The 19,324-nt window shown below is 69.0% G+C and carries 19 protein-coding genes and 2 pseudogenes; 12 read left to right on the top strand and 9 right to left on the bottom strand.

The features are described 5' to 3' along the window. The first annotated feature begins 247 nt into the window (after positions 1-247). The gene (locus tag AB0L56_RS31135; RefSeq protein WP_365429405.1) at positions 248-406 is read left to right on the top strand and encodes a hypothetical protein; all 159 of its coding nucleotides are present in this window, start codon (positions 248-250) and stop codon (positions 404-406) included. Positions 407-596: 190 nt separating this feature from the next. Here the strand turns inward: AB0L56_RS31135 and AB0L56_RS31130 are convergent, their stop codons facing one another. After that, on the bottom strand, positions 597-998 hold the full coding sequence (locus tag AB0L56_RS31130; protein WP_365429402.1) for a DUF5958 family protein: 402 nt from the start codon (positions 996-998) through the stop codon (positions 597-599). A gap of 360 nt (positions 999-1,358) precedes the next feature. On the opposite strand from AB0L56_RS31130, the gene AB0L56_RS31125 reads away from it, so the two are divergent. The 6 genes from AB0L56_RS31125 to AB0L56_RS31100 all read left to right on the top strand — a co-directional run bounded on the left by AB0L56_RS31125 (position 1,359) and on the right by AB0L56_RS31100 (position 6,250). After that, entirely contained in the window at positions 1,359-1,550 is a 192-nt protein-coding gene (locus AB0L56_RS31125) for a hypothetical protein (RefSeq protein ID WP_365429399.1), read from the top strand. A gap of 421 nt (positions 1,551-1,971) precedes the next feature. Then, on the top strand, positions 1,972-2,181 hold the full coding sequence (locus AB0L56_RS31120; protein ID WP_365429396.1) for a hypothetical protein: 210 nt from the start codon (positions 1,972-1,974) through the stop codon (positions 2,179-2,181). Positions 2,182-2,630: 449 nt separating this feature from the next. Beyond that, positions 2,631-3,017 (top strand): hypothetical protein, encoded by a 387-nt coding sequence (locus AB0L56_RS31115; RefSeq protein WP_365429393.1) that lies wholly within the window; start codon positions 2,631-2,633, stop codon positions 3,015-3,017. Positions 3,018-3,030: 13 nt separating this feature from the next. After that, positions 3,031-5,226 carry a helix-turn-helix transcriptional regulator gene (locus tag AB0L56_RS31110; RefSeq protein ID WP_365429390.1) on the top strand — a complete coding sequence of 732 codons (2,196 nt, stop codon included), beginning with the start codon at positions 3,031-3,033 and terminating at the stop codon, positions 5,224-5,226. 13 nt (positions 5,227-5,239) lie between these two features. Continuing rightward, complete coding sequence (locus AB0L56_RS31105) at positions 5,240-5,797, top strand: XRE family transcriptional regulator (protein ID WP_365429387.1); 558 nt, start codon at positions 5,240-5,242, stop codon at positions 5,795-5,797. Positions 5,798-5,968: 171 nt separating this feature from the next. Next, positions 5,969-6,250 (top strand): hypothetical protein, encoded by a 282-nt coding sequence (locus AB0L56_RS31100; protein WP_365429384.1) that lies wholly within the window; start codon positions 5,969-5,971, stop codon positions 6,248-6,250. 656 nt (positions 6,251-6,906) lie between these two features. Here the strand turns inward: AB0L56_RS31100 and AB0L56_RS31095 are convergent. Next, the gene (locus AB0L56_RS31095) at positions 6,907-7,032 is read right to left on the bottom strand and encodes a hypothetical protein (RefSeq protein ID WP_365429381.1); all 126 of its coding nucleotides are present in this window, start codon (positions 7,030-7,032) and stop codon (positions 6,907-6,909) included. 116 nt (positions 7,033-7,148) lie between these two features. Between AB0L56_RS31095 and AB0L56_RS31090 the strand changes: the two genes are divergently transcribed. The 5 genes from AB0L56_RS31090 to AB0L56_RS31070 all read left to right on the top strand — a co-directional run bounded on the left by AB0L56_RS31090 (position 7,149) and on the right by AB0L56_RS31070 (position 11,685). After that, positions 7,149-8,258 carry a sigma factor-like helix-turn-helix DNA-binding protein gene (locus AB0L56_RS31090; RefSeq protein ID WP_365429378.1) on the top strand — a complete coding sequence of 370 codons (1,110 nt, stop codon included), beginning with the start codon at positions 7,149-7,151 and terminating at the stop codon, positions 8,256-8,258. Positions 8,259-8,929: 671 nt separating this feature from the next. After that, complete coding sequence (locus AB0L56_RS31085; RefSeq protein WP_365429375.1) at positions 8,930-10,222, top strand: IS256 family transposase; 1,293 nt, start codon at positions 8,930-8,932, stop codon at positions 10,220-10,222. Positions 10,223-10,250: 28 nt separating this feature from the next. Next, the gene (locus AB0L56_RS31080) at positions 10,251-10,994 is read left to right on the top strand and encodes an IS3 family transposase (RefSeq protein WP_365429372.1); all 744 of its coding nucleotides are present in this window, start codon (positions 10,251-10,253) and stop codon (positions 10,992-10,994) included. Between the two features lie 137 nt (positions 10,995-11,131). After that, positions 11,132-11,482 (top strand): transposase, encoded by a 351-nt coding sequence (locus AB0L56_RS31075; protein ID WP_365429408.1) that lies wholly within the window; start codon positions 11,132-11,134, stop codon positions 11,480-11,482. Continuing rightward, entirely contained in the window at positions 11,479-11,685 is a 207-nt protein-coding gene (locus AB0L56_RS31070; RefSeq protein WP_365429369.1) for a hypothetical protein, read from the top strand. Before AB0L56_RS31075 ends, AB0L56_RS31070 begins: the two co-directional genes overlap by 4 nt. Before the next feature lie 85 nt (positions 11,686-11,770). On the opposite strand, the pseudogene AB0L56_RS31065 reads toward AB0L56_RS31070, so the two are convergent. The 7 genes and pseudogenes from AB0L56_RS31065 to AB0L56_RS31035 all read right to left on the bottom strand — a co-directional run bounded on the left by AB0L56_RS31065 (position 11,771) and on the right by AB0L56_RS31035 (position 18,588). Further along, a pseudogene (locus tag AB0L56_RS31065) lies at positions 11,771-12,992 on the bottom strand (IS3 family transposase). Positions 12,993-13,070: 78 nt separating this feature from the next. Continuing rightward, a complete protein-coding gene (locus tag AB0L56_RS31060; protein WP_365429366.1) occupies positions 13,071-13,688 on the bottom strand; it encodes a GPP34 family phosphoprotein in 618 nt (205 codons plus the stop codon). A 216-nt stretch (positions 13,689-13,904) separates the two neighbouring features. Further along, entirely contained in the window at positions 13,905-14,324 is a 420-nt protein-coding gene (locus AB0L56_RS31055) for a DUF1232 domain-containing protein (RefSeq protein ID WP_365429363.1), read from the bottom strand. Continuing rightward, positions 14,321-14,971 (bottom strand): Chromate resistance protein ChrB, encoded by a 651-nt coding sequence (locus AB0L56_RS31050; protein ID WP_365429360.1) that lies wholly within the window; start codon positions 14,969-14,971, stop codon positions 14,321-14,323. Before AB0L56_RS31050 ends, AB0L56_RS31055 begins: the two co-directional genes overlap by 4 nt. Before the next feature lie 1,110 nt (positions 14,972-16,081). Continuing rightward, positions 16,082-16,735 (bottom strand): annotated as a pseudogene (locus AB0L56_RS31045) (formate dehydrogenase accessory sulfurtransferase FdhD). 656 nt (positions 16,736-17,391) lie between these two features. Beyond that, on the bottom strand, positions 17,392-17,538 hold the full coding sequence (locus AB0L56_RS31040; protein ID WP_365429357.1) for a hypothetical protein: 147 nt from the start codon (positions 17,536-17,538) through the stop codon (positions 17,392-17,394). A 165-nt stretch (positions 17,539-17,703) separates the two neighbouring features. Continuing rightward, positions 17,704-18,588, bottom strand: coding sequence for a GPR1/FUN34/YaaH family transporter (locus AB0L56_RS31035; protein WP_365429354.1), 885 nt, complete (start codon positions 18,586-18,588; stop codon positions 17,704-17,706). Between the last annotated feature and the right edge of the window lie 736 nt (positions 18,589-19,324).

Below are 19,324 nucleotides of genomic sequence, written 5' to 3'. Positions count from 1 at the left end.
CCGCATCAGCGTCCTGTTCGCCATGCTCCGCGACGGCGCCTTCTACGAACCCAGACCCCCACGCCTCGCTTGACGAAAGACATAGAGGCACCCCCGCGGCGTCGCGGCCGACCTCGGCCTGTCCCGGGGCACGGGTTCGGGAACCAGGGTGGTGGTTGCCCCGCATGGTAAGGCCCGCGGCCGCCGGCCGCCGCCGCTGCATGCACGCAGCCCGTGGCAATGGAATCTCAGGCCTGGTCTGCCGGACGTGACGATGTTCCCGCGCACCGCCTGGGTCAAATCCACCCAGCGGGTCCTGCGGCCGGCACCTGCCGAGGCGCTGGATTACGGAAATCCGCGAGGCCGGCCGGAGTTGCGCCAGGCCCTGGCCGACAACAAGGACCGCACCCGCGGTGTGATCACTTAGGCCGAAGAGGATCACCATCTTTTGGCCTCATCACGGACTGTCCTTGCCGCACAGGGGACGGACACCGTATCGGTGGAGGATCCGTGCTATCCCCTGCGCAGGGGCTGCGGTCCTGAAGAGTTGCGTGGCCGGGCCGCGGTCGTTACTCCGATCCACCGGTACCCGCTGGGCGCGACGCTGCAGTGGCCGTTTAGGTTCCGGCACCAGCGCTCAGGTGGTGCCAGGCATGGCTGCATCCTTGAGTGCAGAACCGGGCCCGTCGCCGCTCGTCAGCCACGCCGAGCAGCGCGACCAGCAGCCGGAAAGTTTTGACGCGTTCGTCGTGCGGCAGATTGATGATCTTTGTCAGCTGGTCGGTGAGATGCCCGCGCGTGATCAGTACGGCCGGGGTGTGGGTGGGCCGGATCCGTGCCCTGCGGATGCTCTCCGGCCCGTCCTCGGACAGGGCGCGGGCCTGGATGCAAAACCCTGCCAGGTCACGTAGGACTTCGAACTGCTCGGTGCCGGCCAGGCTCTCGAACCAGTCGATGCCCTGATCGAGCGGACGGATGCCTTGCGCCAGCCCGTTGAGGACTACCACGCGCTCGTCCATCCGCCCCCATCTCCACAACTCCCCAGGCTGCCAGCCTTCCGCGGTCATCGAACCAGATCGCGAAGTGTGAGTGGAGTATGAGGTGGTGGGTGGGCGAAGCGGGATGACGTTGTCGGCAACCGGGGCAGGGCTCGTTGAGGTGCTCTTCTGTTCGGTGACAACGGCGCTGGCCAGGGTGAGATTGGTTACCGGTTTGCGGAGTTCCTGTGATCCCGGTCTTCTGGTTCGCGATCGTCCTTTGGCCTGGTCGCGGTGTCTCTGAGCCGTTTCTCCGTTTCTGGAAGCTGTCTGGTCTCCTTGCCGACGCGTTCCTCGAACTCGCGTTTCAGATCGACATGTTCTGTTGTAGAGAGCCGTGCGGTGGACGCCGGCTTCGGCGGCGAGGGCGGCCGCGGTCATGCTGGCGTCACAGACGGTGGCCTTGCCGGTGAGGAGCCGGTCCATGGCGTCACGGATGCGGATCCGTTCATCTTGGTGGTCCTGCTGTGGCAGCTTCTTCGGGAGGAGGCCGGCCTTGAGGTCGATCTCGTCGGCTTTTTTCCGCATTTCTGACGTGCGTGCGTGTCGGTGCGGACGGTGTTGCCCCAGCCGACTGCGGCGGAACGCCGGCAACTTCCGCAAGATTGGCCGAAGCTCACGACGCCACTGCGCAGACCGCCGGGGCCCTGACATCAAGTTGGCAGCCCTACTGCCTCGGCGCGGTGTCACCAGGGGCGGGTATGCAGAGCGCGTTGTCGTGCCGGAACGCGCAGATCAGGAACGTTCGGGTTGTCGCACCAGCACGACGTCGTCGCGGGCGAGGGACAGGAGGGGTGAGGGAGATGGGGGGGTGATGGATCTGATCAATGCCCTCGGCGAGGTCGGTGTCGATGTCGTGTCGTGCGGGACTGTGTGGTCCGGGCGTCCTGATCCGGGCGTGCTGCGCACCCAGGGGGGGCTCCGCCCTGCACGGTGGTGGCGGACCGTGAAGACGATGTGCGTATCACCCGCCACGGCCCTGGTCTCGCACGGCCCGGCGGCCGGCCGGGCCGTGGTCCATCCCACTATCGCCCCGAGCGGCCGGCTGCTGTGGCAGGACATCCTCCAGGTGCTGGGCACACACGGTCCGCTGCCCGTGCCTGCCAGGAGGATCAGGAGCGTGCCGCCCGCGCGGCTCTGCGCGCCGCGGGTCCGTGCCAGGTGACGGTCCTGCGTGCTCGGCGTCGGCCGGTGGGCGGATCTGGTCCGCCTGCATCGCAGCACCCCTTGCCCATCTTGTTCTCGTGCACCATGCCGCGCTGCCGGACGACCTTGCGCATCTGCTGCGCCACTGTGGTCACCGCATCGTCGGCATCTTCACCGGCATGGTGAGGCTGTACCCGCCGGCACCTGCAGGGCCTGGGCCGTGACCCTAGGGAGTGGACACCGGGCCTATTTCTCCCGTGGTGGAGCGGATGATTCCGGGGCCGGTGTCGGAAGGCGGGGCGCCGGCGCTGGACTGAGCCGCTGTGTGCGGGGCCGCGTCAAGGGTGGGGCGTTCCGGCCCGGGGGCGGAGGTGCCCCCTCCGGGACCGTTGTGGGAGACGCCTCGCCCCGGCGTGCAAGGAGACAATGTTTCGTTGTTTCCTTGTCTGGTGGCGGTAGCATGCCGGGATGCCAGCTGAAGGTCAGGGCCGAGCCCGCGCGCAACTGTCCGTGGTCGCGGAGGATCCGGTCGCGGGCTGGGCTCCGGCGCACCGTGTGGAACAGGACGCTGCGCTGCTGGGGCGTCTGCTGACGGCCGCCGCCGGCCACCGGCACAGCGGTGGGCAGCGGCCTGACGTGAGCGTCGACGATGTCGCTGCTGGGTTGAGCCTGTTCGGAGAGATGCGCGTGACTCTGGACCGGCTGGAGACCCAGGTCGTCATCGAGGCCCGGCGTCGCGGCATGGACTGGCGGCGGATCGCCGAGTATCAGGGCCTGAACTCCTCCCAGGCGGCTTCCCAGCGCTATCAGCGGCTGGTGACCCGCCTGGAAGAAATCCGTCAGGGCGTCCGGTAGAGGAGCGCAACAGATGACGGATCAGCCGCAGCCCTTGTTCACCGCCGTCGATGCACTGCTCGCCACCGTTGACGACGGCGGCGTGCTGCCTGCCCTGGACGAACGGGTCAGGCTGCGCGAGGCGGCCGGACTGACCCAGGCCGCCGTCGCACAGGCCCTCGGCGTGCGCGTTGCCAGCATCCAGGCCTGGGAGACAGGCCGCGCCGAACCGAAAGCCGAACGCCTGGAGGCCTACCGCAGACTCCTGGACGGCCTGTCCCGGCGTTTCCCCGCGTCCGCCGCTCCGCTGTCCGGCAGCAGCGAGGCCGGCCGGCCGCGGCCGGACCCGGCCGCCGCTCCGCTGTCCGCACCTGCGACACCGGCCGCCGTGTCCGCGGCCCCGTCCCGCCCGGCGGCGTATGGCGGGAGACAGTCGGCCAGGCGTGCGGACGGGAAACAGAGCACCGCCTCCCTCCGCACCGCCGCGGCCGGCGGTACGGACTCGCGGTTCGAGAACGGCCCGCTGGCGGTCGTCGACGTCGACACCGGCGGTCAGGTGCTGGCGTACTGCACGGGCGGCCTGGTCCTGGACGTGCCCGCCAAGTCCCTTGCGGCCCTGGTGGACTGGACCCTGGCGGAGGCGAAGCTCGGGCAGGCGAAGCTGTCCGGGCCGGGCAAGGACGCCGACCCGCTGCTCGTGCTCACCCAAGCCGCTGTGGAGCGCTACGGCCTTCCCGCCACGCTCACGGACGAGGAGCGGCTCGCCGGCCGGATCCCGGAGAACCACAAGGTCATCAAGCAGCTCGCACGCGCACAGTGGAAGCTGACCCGGCGCGGCTTCGGCCCGTGGGCGCGTATCTACCGCCCCGCCAGTGGTTCGGAGCGGGCCTGCGTGCAGCTGTGCATCCCGTCCTGGCACGCGCTGGACACCCGGCACTGGGGCCAGGCCGGGCAGCTCCCGCCGGCCGAACTCGCCCGCGTCCTGGGCGTGTACGCCTCGAGGGTGATGACCCCGCGCGGGTCGACCGCCGTCACCGGCCTGGAGCTGATGACCGCGCTGCACCCGCCGACCCGCGCCTCCCAGCCCGACGCCGACGGCAAGCGGCACTCCGAGCACAACCCCGGCAGTCTGGGCCAGGACCCGGTCGACTGCGCCCCGTGCGAGGCCCCCGACGGCCACCCGCTCCTGGCGGACCTGCCGCGCTTCCACGTCCGCGGACCCGGCGAGAAGCTGTTCGAGGAGGCCTACGACTGGGCCCGGCCCATGACCGACGACGAATGCATGCTGCGGCACCTGGTCGGCATCGACGTCAACATGGCCTTCGCCGCCGGCGCCAACGGCCTGACCGTCGGCCTCGGCGCCCCCACGCACGTGAAGGCACCCGTGTTCGATGCGAAGGTGCCCGGCTCCTGGCTGGTCGATCTCTCCCACGTCGACCTGTCCCGCGTGAAGACCGGCAAGGAGTGGGCGGACCTGAACAGCGACCTCCTGCCTTCCCCGTTCACCCCCAAGGGCGAGCGCCCGCAGGGACCGGCCTGGTACGCCACGCCCACCGTCGCCTACGCGGTCGAACTCGGCTACGGGGTGCGCCCGCTCGAGGCATACGTCCGGTACGGCAGCGGCCGCTACCTGGACGGCTGGTACCAGCGGCTGCGCGACGCCTATCTCGCCACCATGGCCGACCTCGGCGTGCACGCCGACATGACGCCGGCCGACTTCCTGACGGCGATGGACGGCTACCAGGACCGCGACCCGCAGCTCGCGATCGTCGCCTCCGCCATCAAGGCGACCGTCAAGGGCGGCCTGGGCAAACTGCGCGAGCGCCCCCGCGGCGAGGGCTGGAAGCCCGGCCGGCCGTGGCGCGCGCTGTCCCGCCCGACGTGGCGGCCGGACATCCGCGCGGCCGTCATCTCCCGCACCCGCATCAACCTGCACCGCAAGATCGTCAAGCACGCTGCGTTCACCGGCCAGTACCCCGTCGCGATCCTGTCCGACTGCGTCGTCTACGCGGCCGACGGGCCCTCGCCGCTGGACTTCCTGCCCTACCGGGACGGCAAGCCGCTGCCCGGTGGCTTCAAGCTCGGCGTCAACCCCGGCCTGGTCAAGCACGAGGGCACCCAGAGCGTCCTGTGGGGTGAAGAGGTCCGCGAGCGGTTCAACGCACCGGAGCTCAACCTCGCCCGCTACATCAAGGACGGCACCGTCACCGACACCGACAACGGAGAATAGGGAAGGGGCGACCATGACTCTGTTCGGGGACGGCCTGGACGCCGCGGTCCACAAGGCATTCACCCGCCCGGCACCCAAGACCGCGCCCGCGCAGATGCGCTACCTGGTCAAGCAGATGAAGGGCACCAAGGCGGTCGCCCAGCTGCTGCGGATCTCCCAGCGCACCGTCGAACGGTACGTGAAGAACCAGATCAAAAAGCCCCGCCCGGACCTCGCCGCCCGCCTGGAGCGCGAGGTGAACAAGCGGTGGCAGCCGCAGATCAGGGCCAGGGCCCGGCAGAGGGCCGCCACCACCGGCGGCATCGTCATCGACACCCGCGCCCGCCTCGGCTACACCGCACCGATCGGGTCGACGGACGACTCCCGCATCCGGCACCTGACCGTCGCCCTGCCCCCGCAGCACGCCGCCCGCCTCTTCGACGCCCAGCAAACCGGCGCCAGCGACCAGCAGCTCCAGCAGATCGCCGCCGAAGCACTCAAGGAGGTCTACTTCCAGGACAGCGGCCGCCGCGCCGGCTCCCTGGAGGAGGTCCGCTTCACGGACATCGAGCACCTCGAGTTCGACCTGTAGCAGCCGCGCCCCGAGCTGGCGAGCGCCGGACCCGCCGGCCGTCGATGGTCCGGGGCTCGCTCGCGTATCCGCGGGGACGGATGGTGATGCACGCGATCGCCTTCTCCCTGTGGCAGGCCCACCGGCGGCGGCTGGGAATTCCCGCCGCATACTGCGTACGCCCCGCACCGCATGATCGTTGCCTGCAACGAACCAGACCAGGACCGGCACTTCTGCCCGCAGATGGCCGGCGCTCCTGTCACCGACGCCGACTTCATCACGACACGCGAGCCCGTCTCTTCCGCCCCCCAGTGGGAACTCGCCATCGGCGTCGACGACCTGGAAGGCGTTGCTGCTTGCGTACGCAGTCAGGGTGGAGACGTCCTCACCCCAGCCGATCAGAACGACGGCCGTTCACTGCGGTTGAACAGCACACAAGGGCTGACCTTTCAAGTTCGATCTCTCGGCCCGTGACCGGCGACACACGAGCAGCACCTTTCGATGCTGCAGCGGTCTCGGCCAGCGGCGGTGGCGGGTGGATGGAACAACTGGCCGAAGTGGGAGCGCAGGACGGTCAGGACGGCATCTGCGTGCGCTGACCGACAGGACGCTGGCGGCCAGGCCGTGTTCTGAGCGTCAGCTGCACGGAGGCCTGCGCGGGCCCTCTCTCATATCGGTCGGAATGAGCCTGCTGGTCACGCCGACTGTCATCACGGTCAGCCTCGCGCCGGATGCCGGTGCGGCGTCAGGGGCGAAGACGCCACCTGGCAGATCGGGGCGTGTGATTGGCCTGCCGTCCAGCGCAGCCCGTCCGGTCTTCCGCTCGCTCATTGAGTCCAGGAGCACGCCGCCGCGTCGATGTTCAGCAGGGTGCGGGTCATGGTGCTGGTTGGCGCGGACAGCTCCAGCGCCCGCTGCTGGCTCTCCCGGGCGCGTCGGGTGTCCCCGAGGCGCGTCCCGCCGCAGCGCGTCGGCGACGGCCGCGGCCACCTGCGCCCGGCTGACGGCCGCATCATCGCCTGTGGAGGTAGGCGCCAGCCCGGGTGGCCTCGGAGTGATCTGCGCCCACCGGCCGGGCGTGTAGCGGACCGTGTGCGCGCCGGGCGTCCCGTCCGCGTAGGCCGACGCATTCACCTCCCATAGCGGCCCAGCGCCCGCATCACGGCATCGGGCAGCGGGCGTGCGGCCATCTCGCGGTCCACCGCGTCCGCATGCTCCTGGCGGCCCTGCCCGTCCTGCTCGTCTTCTTCGTTCATGAGCCGCTCCCCGTCTGACGTTCCGCCGGGCCTGCGGCGGCCTCTTTCGACTCGGACTGCTGTGGTATGCCTCCGCCTGGCACGAGCTCGGCGGCCGCCTGCTCCAGTGCCTGCCGGTGAAGTTCGCCGCCTTCGATCAGGTACGTATCGGGCAGGGGCCGTGCTGGCAGCCCCAGGTGCGGGCGCGGGTCCGCACGCCGATGTCGCGGCAGACGACGACCACCTCCGCGGGAGCGACGGCCTGGCGCAGACGCAGTGCTGCAGCCACCAACTCGTCGTCCGGCACGGCAAGGCGGGCGTGCCCAGGCTCATCGGCCGCGATACACGGGAGTTCCGTCGTCTGCGGTCCCTCCCTCGGGCCCTGCTTCCAGCACCGCCTCCAGCCGCCTGAACACGTCGCGGGCCCGCCGAGGGCAGTTCCAGACCGGGCCTGGCTGGAGCCGACCCGCTGCTACTACATCTCCAGCGGCCGCACACTGAGCGACCTGAGCGATCACGCGCTGCTGGCCAGGTCCAAGCTCTCCGAGCTGCTGCGCGGCGTAGGCCACTACCCGCGGTGGGAGGTCGTCCACCGTCTGTCCACGGCACTGGACATCCCCAACTGGCCCCTGTACCGGCTGTGGCGGCAGGCGGCCCTTGACATCGGCAAGACGAGGGAATGGATCGAGCGGTCCAGCGCGGGCGCCTGGGCTACCACCGACAGCGCACCACCCCTCGAACACGGTCCGTTCCGGCTCATGATGGAAGACGACTACCGCTACTACGCCGAGGTTCTCCTCCTTGCCCAGGTGTGCGATGCCGCGGTCGAAGACAGCTTCGCCATCCTCTGGCTCTCCTGGGACGACGCCCTGGCCGGCCCGGACATCCGCCGCTACGCCTGGAAGATCCTGCGGGCCACCGTCATGGCCAAGGCCAACTGCCGCGACAACCTCCCCGAGATGGAGGGCGCGGTCTTCGACACCGTCGCCCTGCGCGGCCACCGCTCCGCGGCCGGCCGTGCAGCACAGCTGACGAAAAGCCTGGAGCTGTTCAAAGCGATCAGCAGACTGCCCGACGCTCAACTCGACGTCATGGTGCTCCGCTACCTGTGCGGCGCCACCGACGAGCAGGCCTCCCATCTCCTCGGTGTGCCGCTGGCCGCCGTACGGTCCGACGAGCGTCACGCCCACCGCTTCCTGAAGAGCGCCGTCACCCTGCCGCCCGAGACCGAAGGACCCGCCACGTGACACCACTTCAAGAAATCCTTGCCAGGGCACTGCTGGTCCGCGACCGCGCCGTACCACGCGACGTCGTCCCGCCCAGCCGCCCCGACCACTGCCCTCACACCACTGTCCGGCCGGCAAAAGCCGGCCAGGCGGCGAACACGACCGCGGCACAGGACCTTCGCGGACTCTGCGAAGCCCTGGTCACCCACAGGTACCCGAGCCCCGTAGCGCGATGGTCCTGGCCTGCGTCCTGCAGCTGACCGACACCGACGACGGCGCCCGCTTCTGGTGGCAGTACGCCGTCGGCGCCGGCCAGGCAGCCGCCGCATACTGCCTCTACCTCCACCACCTCTCACTGGGCGAGGACGACACAGCCCAGTGGTGGCACCGCCGGACCGATGAGGTCCAACCCCCGCCCCCGACCGAAAACCCCTCCCGCCAGGGCCGCATCGACGAAGCCCTCAACCAGCACACTTCTGCGCATCCTGCGACACCTGGCCACGCAGACCTCCCGCCGGCCACGCTCCGCCGCAGTCACCGCACTCATGAAGTTCCTGCCCACCGCCGTCGCCGTCGGCTACCTCCGTGAACCCGACATGGAGATGCCCCTGCCCGGCCCCGACTCGCAAAGGTGTGTTCGCTCGGGGACTGTAAAACGTTCGGTGTAACTGCTGATCAAGGAAGATGCGTCGATGACCAGTGAGAACGTGACCGAGCCCGAGTTCGTCGAGACGCCTGAGCCGCAGCCGTCGAGGGTGGTGGACGACCAGCTCATCGACGAACTGGTGGGCCGGGCGCAGGCCGAGGGCGGGCAACTGACGGGCGAGGGCGGACTGCTGCAGCAGCTGACGAAGCGGGTGCTGGAGTCCGCGCTGGAGGGCGAGCTCACTGATCACCTTGGCTATGACAAGCACGACACGGCCGGCAAGAACGGCGGGAACTCCCGCAACGGGAAACGCGGCAAGACCGTGCTCACCGACGTCGGGCCGGTTGAGATATCCGTGCCCCGCGATCGGGACGGCACCTTCGAGCCGAAGATCGTTCGCAAGCGGCAGAAGCGCCTGTCCGGCGTCGACGAGATGGTGATCTCTCTGTCCGCAAAGGGCGTGACGACCGGCGAGGTCCAGGCCCACCTCGCCGAGGTCTACGGCGCCGACGTCTCCAGGCAGACCATCTCCACCATCACCGACAAGGTCATGGACGGCATGGCCGAGTGGCAGAACCGGCCTCTTGACCCGGTTTACCCGGTCGTCTTCATCGACGCGATCCACGTGAAGATCCGCGAGGGCGCCGTTGCGAACCGGCCGATCTACGTGGCCCTGGCCGTCACCACCGAGGGCCGCCGCGACATCCTCGGGCTGTGGGCCGGCGACGGCGGTGAGGGCGCCAAGCACTGGATGCACATCCTGACCGAGATCAAGAACCGCGGTGTGACCGACGTCCTCATGCTGGTCTGCGACGGGCTGAAGGGCCTGCCCGAGGCCGTGGAGACCGTCTGGCCCCGCACCACGGTGCAGACCTGTGTGGTCCACCTGCTGCGGAACTCCTTCCGCTATGCCGCCCGCCAGGACTGGGACAAGATCGTCAAGCTCCTCAAGCCCGTTTACACCGCCGCGACCGAGGAAGCCGCGCTCGAGCGGTTCGCGGAGTTCGTCGACGCCTGGGGCAGGAAGTATCCAGCGATCGTCCGTCTCTGGGAGAACGCGTGGGAGGAGTTCACTCCGTTCCTCCGCTTCGACACCGAGATCCGCCGCATCGTCTGCACCACGAACGCGATCGAATCGGTGAACGCCAGGATCCGGCGTGCGGTCAAGGCCCGTGGACACTTCCCGAACGAGACCGCCGCCTTGAAGTGCGTCTACCTGGCCATCATGAGCCTGGACCCCACCGGCAAGGGCCAGGCTCGCTGGACCATGCGCTGGAAGACCACCCTGAACGCCTTCGACATCACCTTCGACGGCCGGCTCTCCGCAGCCCGTCAGTAACCCCAACCACCCTGGTTACACCGCTCGTTTGACAGACCCTGTCTACGGCGCGAGGAAGATCTGGCGGGAGCTGAACCGGCAGGGCCACGCGGTGGCCCGCTGCACCGTCGAACGCCTGATGCGCGAGCTCGGCATCACCGGCGCCGTCCGCGGCCGCCGCGTGATCACCACGCTGCCCGGCGGACAGGCCGACCGGGCCCCGGACCTCGTCGACCGCGACTTCGTCGCCGGCGCCCCGAACCGGTGCTGGGTCGCGGACTTCACCCACGTGAAGACCTGGGCAGGTGTCGTCTACGTCGCCTTCGTCGTGGACACCTTCTCCCGCCGGGTCGTCGGCTGGTCCGCAGCCACCGTGAAGGAAACGGTCTTCGTGCTGGACGCCCTGGAGATGGCGCTGTGGCAACGCGACCGCGACCAACGCCCCGTCCAGCCGGGCGAGTTGATACACCACTCGGATGCCGGGTCGCAATACACGAGTTTCCGGCTCGCCGATCACCTGGACGCCGCCGGCATCGCCGCCTCCATCGGATCGGTCGGCGACGCCTACGACAACGCCCTGATGGAGAGCACGATCGGCCTGTTCAAGACCGAACTGATCAAGCCCCGGCGGCCGTGGAAGACGCTGTCCGACGTCGAGCTCGCCACCGCCGAGTACGTCGACTGGTACAACCACCGGCGACTCCACGGTGAGATAGGCCACGTCGCACCGGTCGAATACGCGAACAACCACTACCTCGCAACCACGAAACCCCAGGTCACACCCAACGTCTGAGATCTCTACCGAACCCGGAACGGTTCACCAGAAGTTGCGGATGGAAGCAGCCGAGCGAGGGGCCTCCTGCTGAGTGGTGGACACGCTGATACCGGATCTGCTTGATCCGCAGGAAGCGAGAGAGACCGCCGGTGGCGATGAAGGACTACTCGGACGAGTTCAGGGCCGATGCCGTCGCCCTGTACGAGTCCGCGCCCGGGGCGACGTACAAGAGCATTGCCGCTGACCTGGGCATCAACCGGGCCACCCGGCGGCAGTGGGTGCTGCGGGACCGTGAACGCCGCGGCATCGCCCCGGCCGCCCCGCCGGCGGGCGGAAAGGCACCGGCCTGCGCCGGGCAGACGGCCCCGGTCGCTGATCCGGACGAGCGGATCGGGCAGCTGGAAGCTTGGGTGGCCGAGTTCGAGGCCGGCGAACGCAAGCTCGCAACCGAGTGGGACATCCTGCGCAAGGCCGCGAAGTATTTCGCCGGAGAGATGAGCTGGTGAGCCGCTTCGGGTTCGTCGAGGACTGCCGGGACGCCTTCGATGTGAAGCGGCTGTGCCGGGTGCTGGACGTGAACCGGTCCAGCTACTACAAGTGGCGGGCCGGAGCGGGACGCCCCGCCTGGACGGTTCAAAGCTCACGCTGGCCGCATGACGTACGCCTGCGTGTCCACCTTCATGGGGGAAGGCCCAAGGCTTCTGTGTGACCGTATCCTCCGCGGGGCCGGCAAGCGTGGATGCTGCCTTGTGTGATGAGCTGTCCCGAGTTTCGTGGAGTCCGGTGATCTTGTTTCAGGCGGACTGCGGGGTGGCTCCCTGTTGTCGCCACCAGTTGCGTTCGTACTCGGCGGGCGGTACGTAGTCGAGGGCGGAGTGGAGCCGTTCCTCGTTGTACCACGTGACCCACTGGAAGATCGCCCGTTCGACCTGGTCGAAGCCAGTCCATGGGCCTTGCATCTCGATCAGTTCGGCCTGAACGTGCCGTTCAGCGCCTCGGCCATCGCGTTGTCATACGAGTCCGCGACCGAGCCGACGGACGCGGCGGCCCCGATCTCGGCGAGCCGGTCGGTGTAGCGAATCGACACGTATTGCGACCCCCTGTCGCTGTGATGGATCAGCCCGGAGTCCTTCTTGATCCGCCTCCTCCACAGCGCCATCTCCAGGGCATCCAGCGGGAGTTCGGTCCGCATGTGGTTCGCGACCTGCCAGCCGACGATCATCCGGGAGAACACGTCCAGGACGAACGCCACATACACCCAGCCCGTCCACGTGCGGACATACGTCATGTCCGCCACCCACAACTGGTCCGGCCTGGATGCGGTGAATTGCCGGTCGACCAGATCCGGCGGGCGGGGTGCCGACGGCTCGGGCACGGTGGTCCGCCGCCGCTGACCGCGGATGACGCCCTCCAGGCCCAGCTCGTCCATCAACCGCTCGACCGTGCAGCGGGCCACCTGCACACCCTTGCGCTTGAGTGCGCGGGTGATCCGGCGGACGCCGTAGGTGCCGCCGGACTCGGCATGGACCTGCTCGATCAGCGGCATGAGCTGCTCGTCACGCAGCCGGCGGGCGGACTTCGGCCGCTTCTTGCGCGCGTAGTACGCCGACTCCGACAGCCCCAGCACCCGGCAGGCGAACCCGACCCCGAGGCCCTTGTCCCTGAGGTGCTCGATCACCTGGTCGGCCTCGTCCGGGGACGGTCGAGTTCCGCCGCAAAAAACGCGCTCGCGGCCTTCAGGATCTCGTTCGCCCGCCTCAACTCCGCAATCTCACAGCGGAGCTGCCTCAGCTCCTCGCGCTCGGCGGTGGTCAGCCGGTCGTCACGCTCGCCGACGTCCGCCTCGGCCTGGCGGACCCAGCCACGCAGGGCCTCCTTGTGGATGCCCAAGTCCTTCGCGACATGCGCGATCGGACGGCCGGTGGTATGGACCTCACGGACGGCCCGCTCGCGGAGCTCATCCGGGTACTTACGTGGTGCTGGCACTGCTCGTGGTCTCCTCCGGGCCAGGATCATAAGCCTGGCTTCAGGGACTCCACGAAACCGGGGTCAGCTCAGTGATGTGCGTGGATGGTTTGTTGGGCGGTGCAGGGTTCAGTCCCAGGTGAACTTCAGCGGCCGCACGCAGTCGGTGACCGCGTTCAGTATCTGGCGGCAGGTTGGGCTGAGGGATTGCAGCATTGCTTCGGGCTCGCTCTGTTCCTGGCCGTCCGATGTGGCTTCGCATGCACTCGCCAGTGCAGCCAGTGCGGTGGAGCGGTCGGAGGGATCGGCGGTATCGTCCACAGAGCGAATGGCGGCGTCCCGCCGGTTGCCACGGAGGAGGTCGTAGCGACGAGCCGACCGGGTCGGCAACGGTATGCGCCTGGGCGCGCGAGCTAGGACGCCGTGGGCGATCAAGCCGGCCGAGAGACGTTTGTGGGCGCTGAGGCTCAGGGCTTTGACCCATTCCGATGCTCTGCGCGGTTTGCGAGACGACCGGATCCGCATGAGGACCTCGCGGAGCGTGGGGTCACGCGGGTCTGTACCGTGGACGGCGACGATGTTTCCGTCAACGGTGTGGATGAAGCCGCCCAGAGCGAGTTCCATCAGCATCGCCGCGCTCAGACCGAAGTCGAGGCCGGTGCGGTAGTGGGGAACACGGCCTTGTCCGTCCAGGTACACAGCCAGCAGGAAGTCTCCGGCAAGGCCCGAGCCGACATCAGTCTGCATTCCGTTCTCTCCATACCGGACTTCGCCTTCGGTTCCTGGTCCTTGCAGTCCGAGTAGCCGTCAGGTGCGAAAATCGTTCACAGTACTATGGGGGATCTCGAGGTCAATTGCCAGACGTCGTCCCTGACGTGAGCTGATGTACCGCCGAAAGCGCGGCGGTATCGAAGACGGCCACGACCGCTGCACTGGCGGTCAGTATCGTCTCCACGGCTGCTCTTACCGGTTCGTAATGGCGGGCAGGCCGGCGAGGCGGCGCACGGCGGCGAGCCCGTCGTCGGTGCCGGGCCAGTGGCGGTTGAGGGCCTGTGGGCCGGCACAGCGGACGATCGCGCGCAGGACGGCGGCGACCACGATGACGTCGTCGGCATGGCCCAGGACGGGGATGAAGTCCGGCACCAGGTCGATGGGCATCGCGAGGTAGGCCAGCAGCAGCCACAGCCGGACCCGCACCCCGCGCGGCAGGCTCGGGTCGCGGGCCAGGCGGGGGATGAGCCGCAGCAGGTCGGGCAGCAGCCTGATGGCCTCGGTGAGCAGGCTGCCGCGCGGCCGGACGATCAGCAGGGCGGCGATGACGAGCAGCCAGGCCAGCAGCAGACCGCCGGCGACGGCGAGGGCGATGGAGAGCCAGGTGTTCACGGGCGGTGTCCTTGTCCTTCGACGGCGCCCAGCTGGACCGCACCGCGCCCGGTGCCGGTGTGGGGAGCCGTCTCGGCGGCGAGGGCGGCGGCCTCGAACGCCTTCATGGCCTTGCGGGCGCGCTCGAGTTCGGCGCGGACCTCGGCGCCGATCGGGGCGGCGAAGTAGTCCCGGGCCTCGATCTTGGCTACCCATGCCTCGAAGCGGGCCAGGTCGGCCTCGGATTCTTCGACCTCGGCGAAGGTGGTGTGTCCCTTGGCGGTCTCGGTCTCGATCTCGGCGAAGAAGGCAGGCAGGCGTTCCAGAACCTCGCTGTACTCGGCGGTGACGGATGCGCGGAACTCGCCGATCAGCTTGCCGCGCTCGACCGGGTCGGTCAGGGTCAGGTGCAGGCAGCGGGCGGTGCCGCCGCCGGCACGTACCTTGTCCGCCAGCTTGCGTACGGTTCCGGCGACCGGCGGGCGGTCGGGCAGCAGGCACACCGACTGTTGCACGTACACCGCCCCCAGCCCGCGCAGCTTGCGCCACACGTGCACGCGCAGGGAATCCGCGCCGCCTGCGGTGCTCACCGCCACCAGCAACCAGGCATCCTCGGCTGCCGATTCCTCCCGCTGCGGACCCGGCCTGTTGTCTTCGTCACCCGTCACGCCCACAATGATACGCCCGTAACAGTCACGCCGGAGTCGCCTCATCGCACTTCGGGCCTGCACGGCGTGAAATTCCCGGCACCGAGTGAGGCTGGCGTATGACTGCCGTTACGGCTGTAACATGCCGACCTGTCCGTGAGGTCACGCTCTCCATACGTCCTCACGGACGCCTGGCCGCGCAATGACGCCGGCGGCCGCCTGGCCGGCTCATCGCGCGCCCGGGCTCGACCGACCACACCTGCCCGGTTGCACGGGACACTGCCGTCCATGCCGGAGGCAGGACGCCGTCCCGGCTGGCGGCGAAGGTCACGGACGTGTTGTCGGCCGGGGCAGCGGCTTCCTCGCGGCAGGGCTTGCACAGGACGTCCGAGGACGCGACCGATCAGGAAGATCCGCCTGCCGCAGTCACCGCCACAGCCACGCAGCGGACCATGGGGTTCCCGTGCCGTCGGAACCACGACAGGACCCCGGATCAGGTCGTCCAACTCGCAGGCGGTTAAGGCACCGACTGGGCCGTGACGGATTCCGTGCTCGGGGCACAGGCCCTGCTCGATGCGCCAGGCACGTTGCCGGGCCGCGGCACGGTCGGCGACGACCTCGACGCACACGTCGCACCTGCGGCCGGCTGACCGCATCGTCCCGGACGCGCAGTCCAGGTGCCCGCACCCCCCGTCGCGGCAGCGCCGCCCCGAGCAGCCACCGGCCCCGGTCGCGGATGTCTGAGTGCATCACGCCGGCGAACCGGGCGGTTCAGCCGGTGACGGAGCCGCTCAGGGGTCATGCCCTGACGCAGCCGACGGCCCGCCTCACGGGCGATCTTCCGCGCGACGAAGCGTTGTTCACCCGCTCCAGAAGCAGGCACACCGGCTTCAGCACGGCGTATATCTGCGCGCTCATGGTCAACCGCGGCCCGTTGTACGGCGGCGCCGGGCGGAGCCCCCGTTCCTGCTGCCGCGCTCTTTGTTCCAGATCGGCAGCCGGCTCCGCCTCGGTCAGCGCGATGCCTCGCTTCTTGGGCAAAGGCGATGAGCGCGTACGCGCGCAGCTGCCGGGGCGTGAGGTCTCCCGCGGCCGCCACCTCCAGCCACACGAACGCCTCCATCAGCGGTGCTACTCAAGCGCATCTGCTCTTGCGGCGAGAATGCGTTCGTGGCCCGCGTATACGTTCATGGACGTGCCGCGCAGGAAGCCCGCGAGTGTCAGCCCGCTCTCGGCTGCGAGGCCGACGGCCGGCGAGGAGGGGCCCAGACTGCGGCCAGCAGCGCGATGCCCGCCGTCACGGCCTTCTGTACCAGTTCAAAGGAAACGGCCGCTCACCATGAGGACTGTTCCGCGTAGCGGCAGCATGCCGGAGCGCAGGGCGTGGCCGACGGCCTTGTCGACGGCGTTGTGGCGGCCGACGTCCTGCCTGAGGCACAACAGCGCGGCCTCGGTGGTGAAGAGACCGGCGGCGTGCAGCCCGCCAGTGGTGTCGGATACGCGCTGCGCCGCCCGCAGGCGTTCGGGGAGAACGGCCAGCGTCTCCGGCTCGATGCACAGGCCGTCAACGGCCACGCTCCAGGCGGCGGTGGTGCGCACGGGGTCGAGGCTGGCCTTGCCGCACAGGCCGCAGGAGGACGTGGTGTAGAAGTTCCGCTCCAGTGAGGTGTCGGGAGGTACGACCCGTGGGGCCAGGACGACGTCGACGATGTTGCAGGCGTTGGCGCCGTCTGCCGCGGCACCTGGGCAGCGGATTTTGGTGATGCGCTCTGCCGCCTGTTCCACACCTTCGCTCAATCAGGGAACCGGCCGTGAGGCCGAAGTCGTCGCACGGGGGTGCGCATGGTCACGGCAAGCCGGCGGTCGGCGACCCGTATCTCCATCGGCTCTTCCACGGCCGAGGTGTCCGGGCGGTAGGCGGTCTTCCCGCCCCGGACGCGCAGGACGCGACGCCGAGCTGTCACCCGGCCCATGCACCCGCCGGCTCCCATACAGGCTCCCCAGGCGCACGATGACACTCTTCGAGGTGGGGGGTGTGTTGCTGATGTCGGCGACGCTGTCGAGGGGAACCGGATGGTCTCCGGGTAGCAGGTGGCGGCGGAGCCGGGCGGCGGCGTAGGGTACGGGACCACCAAAAGCCCGGGGCGCGGCGTTCCACAGTCGAAACCCTCAGCCTGGTTGACGCTCAGCAGCGTCAGCGCAGTGCGCCGCACCGAGGTCTGCCCCAGGGAGTACTGGATCGCGTGTGTGACGGCGGGCATGCCGGGCGCACACGTCCTGGGCGGCGTGACGGGCAGGCGCTCGTCACCAGGGTCTTCGATCGCGCTCATCGTTGCGGCTGCTTTCTCTGCCACTGGTGTGAACGTGCTGATGACCAGGTCGGCGCGGAACCGGGAACCGGGTACGGGGGTCCTCAACCGCATGTGGAGGGGCTCCGCTGGTCATGAGTCCGAGGCTTCGACCGGGCGGATCCACAGCCGCTGTCCGAGGGCGGCGGCCTGCTGAACGATACGGCTGACGGAGGCGGCGTCCACGACGGTGGTTTCCACGGGTGTGCCGTCGTCGAGCCGCACGATTTCGAAGCGCATGGCTTTTCCCTTCGTCTGGTCATCCTCTCGAGAGAGAAGCACTGGGCGGGTGGTGACCCATGGCACTGTTCTGCTGTCAACGAGCTGCGAACGACGACTTCACGGGCCTGCGTCGACCGTGCCGAGCTGCCTGCGGGCAACCTGAGTCGCCCACCCAGTGTCCGCTCAGCTCAGCACCGGACGGCCCAGCGGCAGCGGCCTGCCGCCCGTCGCGGCAAACAGTGCGCCGGCGAACATGTACACCCCCACCGCGGTGAACGCGAACACGACGTACCCGCCCGCGGTGGTGGCAGCCGCGGAGGCGCTCACCGTGCCGTACAGCACGAGCGCGAGCGCGATATCGATCAACGTGAACAGCAGTGTGAATGCGGCGGGCAACCGCAGGGTGGCCAGCGTCAGCAGGACGATCGTGACGAGCCAGGAAATCAGGAACAGGCCCTGCGTGGCGACCGCCGCGTCGCCGGAGACGCCGAACCAGCCGTGGATCAGGCCGAGCACAAGTGCCGCGTAGCTGAGCCAGAACCCGCTGAACACACCGAATACGGCAGCGGCTGCGTTCTGGCCCAGCGCCGCTGCCCACACCGCGGCGACGAGTTGGCCCAGGCCGGTCGCGGGCAGGATGATCGCGATCGAGGCACCGACGGCGCCGGCCGGAACGTACCCGGTCAGCACCAGGCCGAGCGCGACCGCCCCGACGACGAAGGTGGGCACGCCGATCAGGGCGGGGTCGCCCGCGGGTGTGGACCGGGCGGGGGCTTCTGCGGCAGCGGCCATCATGTGTTCCTCGGTGAGCTGCGAGTGATTCCCAGTGCTGTCAACTGGGCGGCGGTCCTGGTTCGGCCGGTTGTTAGTGGAAGCGGAGGACGCCACCGCACCACCCGCTTTCCGCGCGCTCACCAGCGCAGGGTCAAAGCGACGGAAATGGCTGCAGTCGGCGTCAAGAACGCCCTCGACCCGCGACGTGAGACCACCTGCGATGCGAGCAGGTGCCTTGGGGAGGTGTCCGGCGAGAACGTCGTCGCCGCAGTCATGACCGGCCGTCTCGTTCACTTTGCCGGGGCGATCTTCGTGAGGGAAGACAGCCACCGTATCGATCCGAGATCTCCGCCACGGCCACCGGCCCGTGCGTGCCCGGTGAGACCTCCGACCGCTTACCGGGTCCTGGGCCACATTCCTGACAACTCAGGATGGTCGTCGTCAACCAGGCGATGCGCCAAGGCGATCGCCTCCCTCGGATCGATCTGGTCAAAGGCGGAATGCCCCTCGGCGACACCCTCCAAGACGTTTGCCAGCCCGTCTGCCGCGGCCGGGGACAGGCCGGTGTCTCGGCTGAAATGCGCGTAGCGTACCCGCAGCACTCCCGCGGCCAGCCGCAGGAGGGAACAGTTGGCCTCGTGCACCCGATTGGACCGAGCACATGACTCATGGGGTTTCACGCCGACTCCCTTTTCCCTCTTCAAGTCTCCCCATGCGGCTCACCGGAGCCTCATGAACGTCGACCATTTCCGGCTGTCGACAGGTCGGACAGCTGAAGGACTGGTCTTGCTTCATGGCCGCAACCAGATCCGGAAACACCACGAATCAATCGGTCAGAACGGTGCGGAACACGACGCACCGTGGGCCGTGAAGCCGGAATGCTGAGACCGGTCCGGCAGCTGTGTGCCGGGTTACTGCCCGGCACACAGCGTGCCGGTCCTGTCAGGCGGTTGCGCGCTTCTTGAGTTCGTAGGCGGCCGCGGCCGGGTCTGTGGCGTTGTAGATCGCTCCGCCGGCCACGGCCACGGTG

It is taken from the genome of Streptomyces sp. NPDC052079 (assembly GCF_040680275.1).
In the GTDB taxonomy this organism is placed as follows: Bacteria; Actinomycetota; Actinomycetes; order Streptomycetales; family Streptomycetaceae; genus Streptomyces.
Note: the sequence above shows the minus strand (reverse complement) of the source record. Positions and strands in the feature narration are given on the sequence as shown.